Annotated in this window: 9 protein-coding genes and 1 pseudogene (1 of these 10 only partly in view); 9 read left to right on the forward strand and 1 reads right to left on the reverse strand. The window is 41.0% G+C overall.

The genetic code is table 11. The annotated features are described in order from the left end of the window. From VGB26_05450 to VGB26_05490, 9 genes and pseudogenes are all read left to right on the forward strand, one after another. Positions 1-793, forward strand: the 3' end of a protein-coding gene (locus tag VGB26_05450; GenBank protein HEX9757228.1) for an MFS transporter. Its footprint begins 794 nt before the window's first position; 793 of the gene's 1587 nt are visible here — the last part of the coding sequence; its start codon lies beyond the left edge, outside the window; its stop codon occupies positions 791-793. Between the two features lie 29 nt (positions 794-822). After that, a complete protein-coding gene (locus VGB26_05455; GenBank protein ID HEX9757229.1) occupies positions 823-2106 on the forward strand; it encodes a hypothetical protein in 1284 nt (427 codons plus the stop codon). Positions 2107-2295: 189 nt separating this feature from the next. Then, positions 2296-3036 carry a molecular chaperone Tir gene (locus tag VGB26_05460; protein ID HEX9757230.1) on the forward strand — a complete coding sequence of 247 codons (741 nt, stop codon included), beginning with the start codon at positions 2296-2298 and terminating at the stop codon, positions 3034-3036. Between the two features lie 79 nt (positions 3037-3115). Beyond that, positions 3116-3394 carry a hypothetical protein gene (locus VGB26_05465; protein ID HEX9757231.1) on the forward strand — a complete coding sequence of 93 codons (279 nt, stop codon included), beginning with the start codon at positions 3116-3118 and terminating at the stop codon, positions 3392-3394. 527 nt (positions 3395-3921) lie between these two features. Next, positions 3922-4434, forward strand: a pseudogene (locus VGB26_05470) (TIGR00645 family protein). A gap of 620 nt (positions 4435-5054) precedes the next feature. Then, complete coding sequence (locus VGB26_05475) at positions 5055-6236, forward strand: MFS transporter (protein HEX9757232.1); 1182 nt, start codon at positions 5055-5057, stop codon at positions 6234-6236. A 69-nt stretch (positions 6237-6305) separates the two neighbouring features. Then, positions 6306-6782, forward strand: coding sequence for an MEKHLA domain-containing protein (locus VGB26_05480; GenBank protein ID HEX9757233.1), 477 nt, complete (start codon positions 6306-6308; stop codon positions 6780-6782). A 36-nt stretch (positions 6783-6818) separates the two neighbouring features. Next, positions 6819-6980, forward strand: coding sequence for a DUF3565 domain-containing protein (locus tag VGB26_05485; GenBank protein HEX9757234.1), 162 nt, complete (start codon positions 6819-6821; stop codon positions 6978-6980). A gap of 41 nt (positions 6981-7021) precedes the next feature. After that, positions 7022-7279 (forward strand): DUF1971 domain-containing protein, encoded by a 258-nt coding sequence (locus tag VGB26_05490; protein HEX9757235.1) that lies wholly within the window; start codon positions 7022-7024, stop codon positions 7277-7279. Between the two features lie 145 nt (positions 7280-7424). Here the strand turns inward: VGB26_05490 and VGB26_05495 are convergent. Beyond that, on the reverse strand, positions 7425-7888 hold a 464-nt coding region (locus VGB26_05495; protein ID HEX9757236.1), incomplete at its 5' end, for a transposase.

Below are 7888 nucleotides of genomic sequence, written 5' to 3' on the forward strand. Positions count from 1 at the left end.
TTTTGATGTGGGTGTTGCAACCGCCACCATAGGACTTTTTGCCACCCTTGGGGGGACTTTCCTGGGGGGTGCAATGACAACTGCTTGGGGTTTGGGTAATTGTTTATGGGTTTTTGGAGCTTTGCAAATTCTGTCAAATTTTGGATATGTGTTTATTGCGGAAATTGGAGTTAACCGTCCGTTGATGTATACCGCCATGGGTTTTGAAAGTCTGACTACGGGGATGGGCACCGGTGCTTTCAGTGTCCTTTTATTAAGAATGACTCAAAAGCAGTTTTCAGCAACCCAATATGCGTTATTTTCCAGTTTATTTGCCCTACCCAGGATTCTTGCCGGGCCGGTTACGGGTGTAATGGTGGATGCCATAGGGTGGCGAAATTTTTTCCTCGTTACCATGGCCATTGGTATTCCCGGAATGATGATGCTTCAGCGGTTTTCTCCCTTGGGGGTCCGGGATCCAATCTTTCCCCCTGAGGCGAAGAGAGAATACAAACCCCTTGGTAAAAAGGCCCTAGTGGGTCGGGCTTTTATGGGAGGAACCATTGGTTTTGTTTTTTCCTCAATGGTCGTGGTTTTATTAAGTGCGATTCGTTCTTTCCGTTCTGATCCGGAGAAGGGTTTTGATATGATGAAACCTTTTTTCGATATGGTTGTTCCTCAAACGTTAACCCATACCACGCAGCTTTTTGGGATTGTGTTATTTAGTCTGGTGATTGGATTGGCAACTGCGGCAATTTTTGCTGCCCGAAGGAATATAAAACACCCCCTTCCCGTAGGACCAGAAAAAACATAACCTTACGCTAATCTGCAAAGTGAAGCCCTATGAACCCTATCCATAAAATTCAAAAGCTGATTGAAAAAGGGTTTACGGTTCGGGATTTGTACGCATTGCTTCCATATAAAAATAATAATTTATTCAATATAAAAGGAGATAAAGCTAAACAAAGACTTAATCTTTTTAAATTCCTCTCCGAAATTTATTATGACGAGAATATTCTTTCAGGCCCTGAGATGCCATTTCCAATTGGGGTGATGGATTTAAGTTTACAGGCAAAAGAACGGGTAGATGATCTTTTAGGGAGTGTAAAACCCACCCCTCCACAAAAAATTCTCCTGGAAAAAGGCCTAATGACCTCCCTTCAAAAACGGGGGACGAATATATGGAATGGAAATACCTACTCCCTTCATTCTTTAAAATTAGACAGCAAGGGAAAAGCTAGTCAGGTTAACGCTTATGTGGGCTCTTTTTTTGATATGGTTTCCTCAGCGGGTTATCTTGAGTTGGAATGTTTGTCGGCTCTTAGGGAATTTCAAACCGAAATTTCCATTGATCACCTTCCAGCACGGAAAAGGGTTTTAGAAGGTTTTAATACCCCGGGGGAGTGTCTTCGATCAGGAGGGGGAGTTGATGCGGTGATTGCCGTATCTACCTTGGTCGTTTATCAAAGAAAAGGGAAACTCTGGGTTTTATGGGATGTGTTGCCAAAAAGAAAAAAAAGACACAAGGGGTTAACCCACGCAGTGCCTTCCTTGATTTTCAAGCCTGTGACGGGAACCTCAAAGGAGAGCCTGGAGGGGGAATGGAGCATTACCCACAATATCTTTAGGGAATATTTAGAAGAGCTGTTTCATTATCCCGAAGCCCATGAACAGGATGACAAATTAAATCCTGATTATTTTTATACCCACCCCAATCTAATTTTCCTTCAGAAATTTTTAAAGAATGGGTCTGCCATTTTAAAGGGAACGGGGGTGGTTTTTAATTTGTTAAACCATCGTCCCGAAATCTGTACACTTCTTCTCATCCAGGATGAAGAGTGGTATGAACGCCAGACCCATCCCTCCAAAGCCAGGAAAAAAGGGGTAAAACCCCTTTACATTGAACAAGATCTTTCCAAACAACCCATTCAAGAAAGTCTTCATTCTCAGTTTTTGGCTACCTTACCCCTTGATAACCCTCAGTGGGGGGAAATATTAAAACCATGGGGGGTGGTTCCCCCTGGAGGGGCCGCTTTAATTCTGGGGGCAAAAGAAGTTGTAAAAATGATGGAACTTCCGGAACCCGGTTGGCTCCGACAGTATTTTGTGGATCAGTTTTCCAAATAAAAAAAACTTAAAATGGCTTTAAGGATTATGGAGAAAACCGTATGGGGATAACCTTGCATCAAATCCAAAAATGGTTATCATAATAGAGGTCTGTGTTTTTTCATGAAGGAAACCAGGTTAATTTTTAAAAATTCTCTAATGACATGTTCCCCTTTGGTTTTATTAAAAACAAAAAGGATTCTTTCTTTTTTGTTTTTTTTCTCCTATTGTTTTGCCTTTTTTGCCTGCCAGGTAACAACGACCCATATTAAAAATGGATACGGTACTGCGAAACTTCCGGATAACTCCATTTACAAAGGGTCTTTTAAAGAAGGTTTGTTCCATGGAAAAGGTGAAATTGTATGGAAAGATGGGGATCGTTATGTTGGGTCCTTTAAAAATGGTCTTTTTAGTGGACAAGGAATTTTTTATCATCGAAACGGAGAGGTCTTCAAGGGCAATTATCGGGAGGGTATGAGAGAAGGGAAGGGATCCCTTCTATCAAAGAATGGGGATAAGTTTACCGGGGAATTTAGAAAAGGGCATCCTGAGGGTCAGGGAAAATGGGAAGAAAAAGGTTTAGGGTTTTATATAGGTGAATTTAAAGAAGGAAAATTTCATGGAAAAGGGAAATTCAACTTTGAGGATGGCGTATATTATGATGGGGAGTTTAAAAATGGATACCGGGATGGTGTGGGGGAGTTCGTTCATCCGAGCGGAGAAAAGTATATCGGTGAATTCCAAAATGGCCGCCAAAACGGGGAGGGAAAAGTATTTTGGCCCACGGGTGATGAGTACCATGGCCCATTTGAAAATGGCTATGCCCATGGGAGGGGTTTATGTAAGATTAATGGGAGAGAGGGAAGCTGCAATTTTCAATTCGGTGAATTATTGAAATTTGAACCCTATGATATAGAGGATTCAGAAGAATTTATTTCCCCTGCCTTATAATTCCCCTCTTGTTTTTTAAAACGATTTATTATCATAATTATCAAATTATCCGGTATAACCCATTTAAATTCAAAAAATTATGTCCAGACTCACACTTGAAGAATTTTCCGGGAAAGAGGTTTCCCGTATTTACATTGCTGGAAAATTATCAGAGGCCAAAAAGGTGGAAGCGGTTTTTGACCGGAGGGGGGTAGATTATGCTGTTGCCATTGAGCCTTATAAAAAATTAAACTTTTTTTTATTTCCAACCGAATATAATGGGGCTTTTTTTTATGTTTTGTCCGGCCAGTTGGAATACTGCAAAAACCTTTTAATCAAAGAAGGGTTAACATTGGGACTGGTTGATGAGGGGGGATAATTTTTTTACAAGATTAATTTCGGATAAGGAATCTCCCTTTTTTTTAGATTGTGGTTTAATCGAAAATTATTCTCAGTTATTTCAAAAATTCCAAGAATGATGGATGTCTCATTTCCGTTACCCTTCAGGATTAAGGAATTGGTAAAAGCATAGCCCTTGGGCAAGAAAGTCTAAAAACCGAGAAAATCATTAAGAGGGGTTGAATGGAATTGGGTTTAAGTAAGTTGGGTATAAAAAGACATTTCCCATGGGTCAATAGTAAATTTCCCTAATAAAATTTTGAATATATTTATTTTATTGAAGGGTTAAGGTACTTAACAGATTTATCTTTTATTGGAAAAATTTATCCGTTATTTTCCAAAAAAGTTTTTCCCAATTTCCGCCTGAGTGCCAAGCCATTTTCTCTTCCCAATTTATTTGACAATTCTGTTTGTTGTAAATAGGATTTCTGGTTGCATTAGAAATTGCTTCACTAAAGTGGGGCGTGGAGCAGTTATCAGAACCAATAAAAGGAGAAGGATTAATAAATGAACATTGTAGAAAAAACCCTTGAATCGTTAATATTTCAAAGCCGGTGGCTTTTAGCCCCATTCTTTATCGGGCTTTCGGTGGACATAATTGCCTTGCTGGTTAAATTCAGTAAAGAGTTATTAACCCTCTTTTTAGGGTTATTCATAGGGGGAGAACAGGACACCATCATCAGCATTTTGACGTTGGTGGATATGGCCTTAATCGCCAGCCTCCTTTTAATCATCATGTTAAGCGGAAATTAAAATTTTGTGTCCAAAATTGATACGGGTGACCATGTGGACCGCCCAGCCTGGATGGGAAAGGTAAGCTTCTCTGATTTAAAAATTAAATTAATCGGCGCCATTGTTGCAATAACGGCTGTTGAACTGTTAAAAGGTTTTATCAATGTTCATTTGCTCACGACAGAATAGCTGGCATGGAAAGTTGGAATCCATCTTACGTTTGTGGTCTCGGGGGTTCTTTTTGCCGTAATGGACCGGATCGTTGAGAGCGGGAAGGGAAAGCATTAAAAAAGTAAAAAGTTGTCAGCCTTCAGTGATCAGCTACAAACAGTTAAGGGAAATTAAATTATTTCTAACAACGATAAAAATAGGTTGTCTGTTTACTTTTGTCAGTTATCCGATCTGAGTACTTGGAAATATAAGATAATAGGATTATGGACTTTTCTGGATTGAAGGATTAAGTTAAGGGTCAATGAGATGGGGATTCGCTTATATTTGATTTTCCCAATCATAATTTCTTTTTCCTGTGCCACTCAACCAAACTTTTTTGAAAAAGTTAAAGTCGGTCAAAACAAACAGACCATTAAAGAATTTTTTGGGGAACTGGTTAAAATTAAGAAGTTTCCAAAACCTGTTGGCCCAATTTTTGGTCCTGAGGAAGAATTTTGGGATCAAATCCAAAATGGAGCCCCTTTAGAGGTTTGGAATTACCAAAGCAAAGAGGGAAACCTCAATCTTTACTTTCTAAATGGGGAAGAGAGTTTATCCTACAAAGCCTTTGCTCCCCGGGGTGTTGTTTATTAATTTTGAAATTTGGGAATTCAGGAGAAATCCTATTTTCTTAAAAAGGCACTTAATTTATTTCAAAAGATCGGTCCCACCTTTCTCCCTTTTCTATTTTTAAAAAAATGCCTTCAAAACAAAAACTGCCTAAAAGTATTTGGATTCTCGGTTTTGTCAGTATGTTTATGGATATTTCTTCTGAAATGGTTCACGGACTATTACCGGTGTTTCTAGTTTCTGTAATTGGTGCAAATGCCATGACAGTGGGCTTCATAGAAGGCTTTGGAGAGGGTTTGGCATTAATCATTCGGGTATTTTCCGGAACATTGAGTGACAGGCTCGGTAAACGTAAGATCATTATCGTTAGCGGTTACCTGATGGGAACTTTGACCAAACCCTTATTTGCGGTGGCCACCGGGGTTGGGGCCGTTTTTACCGCCCGGTCCCTCGATCGAATCGGAAAGGGGCTAAGAGGGGCTCCTCGGGATGCCTTGATTGCGGATTTTACCCCTTCCCATCAGAGGGGGTCGGCCTATGGCCTTAGACAGTCCCTGGACTCCCTTGGGGCGGTTTTAGGGCCACTCATAGCCGTTGCCTTGATGATTTTAACCTCAAACGATTTCCGTTTAATATTTTGGCTGGCGGTTATTCCTGGAATTATTGCGGTTACCATTTTAGTTATTTTTGTCCATGAACCGGAAACTCCCCCGTTTAAATTTGAATGGAAAAAATTTTGGAAAGGAAATATTTCGGGATTGGGGATTTCCTTTTGGATCGTCATTGGTTTAGGAATCGTTTTTACCTTGGCTCGTTTTAGTGAAGCATTTTTGCTGTTAAGGGCAAAGGATATTGGTGCCTCTGCAAGTATGGTCCCGATTATGCTGGTGATCATGAGTTTGGTGTATGCCATCGGAGCCTACCCTATTGGACGTCTTTCGGACCGGATAGGGCGAACCGGTTTGCTTAGTGTGGGTTTGTTGGTTTTGATCATTTCTGATTTTGTTTTAGCAATGGCAACGGATATAATCTACGTTTCCCTGGGTTCCGCTCTATGGGGATTACACATGGCTTTAACCCAGGGTTTATTTGCTGCCCTGGTCGCAGATACATCGGGGGAAAAAAATAGGGGGACCGCTTTTGGTATTTACGGTTTGGTTACAGGAATTGCCATTCTGGTGGCTAGTGTCATCGCCGGGTGGTTATGGGACCAGTTTGGGCCTCCCGTTACCTTTTATGCAGGGGCTTGTTTTTCCCTAATTACATTGGTTGGCATTTTTACCCTTAGAAAAAGGGTTGAAATATTATAGGAAAAAGCATCATTAGATAACCGAGGGAAATTAAGGTTTAAAATTGAATTTTTACAGGAAAAATTAAATTTGGCGTCATTTCCATATCCAGATACAGACAATTCCTACCTGATGGATCATGTAAATTTACTCCGTAATTATTTTCTTAGTTTAACCCGTAAAGATCTGGTTGATCCCGGGTTAGGTGATAAGGAAGCAGCAAAGAATATATTTCACGCACCCTTTGCCGTGGTTTCCCATGATACTTCTAAAGATCCAATTTTCAATTACGCTAATCAAACCGCGCTCAATTTATTTGAAATGGGTTGGGAAGAATTTGTTTCCCTTCCTTCCCGTTTATCAGCCGAAGCCCTGGACCGAGAAGAACGCGCGAGATTACTTAATGAAGTGTCAACCAAAGGCTTTATGGATCATTATTCTGGGATTAGGATTTCTAAAAGTGGAAAAAGGTTTTTTATGAATAAGGCCATCGTATGGAACCTATTGGATAAAAACGGGCTATATTATGGTCAAGCGGCTACTTTTAATGAATGGAAACTTCTTTAATTAATTGGTAAAATCCCCCTTTTATAAAAAAATAAAATGAACCGTAAAATCATCGGGTACCATATAGATTCGGAAGGGGATTGGGTAGCGGATTTAACTTGCTGCCATGGACAACATGTTCGCCATAAACCCCCTTTTATAAACAGACAGTGGGTACAGACTGAAGAAGGGCGAAAATCAAAATTAGGAGAGAATTAAATTGCCTCAAATATGACCGGGTGGAGTTTCCTGATGGCCTTTTGGCTTTTAAGCGGACTCCGGACTTTGAGGAGAACACCCTTCCAAATGGGTTAAGGTCAAGGCATTTCATCAGTCCAGGTGTTTGGGGAAAAATTCATGTGATGGAGGGAAAACTAAAATATTCAATCCTTGAGCCGCTGGATCAAGAAATGGTCCTGAATTCGAGTGTTATCGGAGTGGTTTTACCAGAGGTTCCCCACCAGGTGGAACCTTTGGGCCAAACCCGTTTTTATGTTGAGTTTTTTCGGAAGGAATGAGTACAAATTCTTTTAAATTTTCATAAATTTAAAAGAATTGTAAAGTTCATTTTTTCCATCCTAATAAAAACTCCCGGAATAATTCGATTCCATTCCCCTTCTTCCTTTCTTATTTATGGGTCTTCGTGAAATCGAGTGGGTAGATTCATATCTCATTGAGCATACAGGTCAGGATTTTTAGCCGAAGGTATTCTTCATCCCGTAAGCCGTATGCCCTCCTCTGGATGACTCGGATCTTGTTGTTGAGTCCTTCCACAAATCCCAGAGAGACCTTGTTCTCCGGTCTGCTGTAGGCCGCAATGCCCTCCCAGTGCCGCTCGATCATCTCGGCGAACTTCTCATAGGGAGCAAGCCTCTGCCATTTGAGCGATGCCCTCCAGTGGTCGAAGAACCGCCGCGCCCATCCCTCGCTCTGGTAGCTCCAGAGCTGCCCGAAGGTCTCTTTCAGCAGGTACGCCGTATTCAGACGTTTGTTGGCGCCCAGGAGTTTCTTGAGCGCCCTTCGACCATCTAAGGTCAGGTTCTCCCGGTTCGATAAGAGCGTGTACTTCTGCCCCTTGATGTAGGAGCGATTTTTTCCAGAAAGCCGGAAGTATTCCATCTTCCGGA

The organism is Nitrospiria bacterium (assembly GCA_036397255.1).
Lineage (GTDB): Bacteria > Nitrospirota > Nitrospiria > DASWJH01 > DASWJH01 > DASWJH01.

Excerpts from the sequence above, each read along its gene's own strand:
- VGB26_05485 (HEX9757234.1), top strand. The coding sequence starts at position 6,819 with ATGAACCGTAAAATCATCGGGTACCATATAGATTCGGAAGGGGATTGG.
- VGB26_05455 (HEX9757229.1), top strand. The coding sequence starts at position 823 with ATGAACCCTATCCATAAAATTCAAAAGCTGATTGAAAAAGGGTTTACG.
- VGB26_05465 (HEX9757231.1), top strand. The coding sequence starts at position 3,116 with ATGTCCAGACTCACACTTGAAGAATTTTCCGGGAAAGAGGTTTCCCGT.
- VGB26_05475 (HEX9757232.1), top strand. The coding sequence starts at position 5,055 with ATGCCTTCAAAACAAAAACTGCCTAAAAGTATTTGGATTCTCGGTTTT.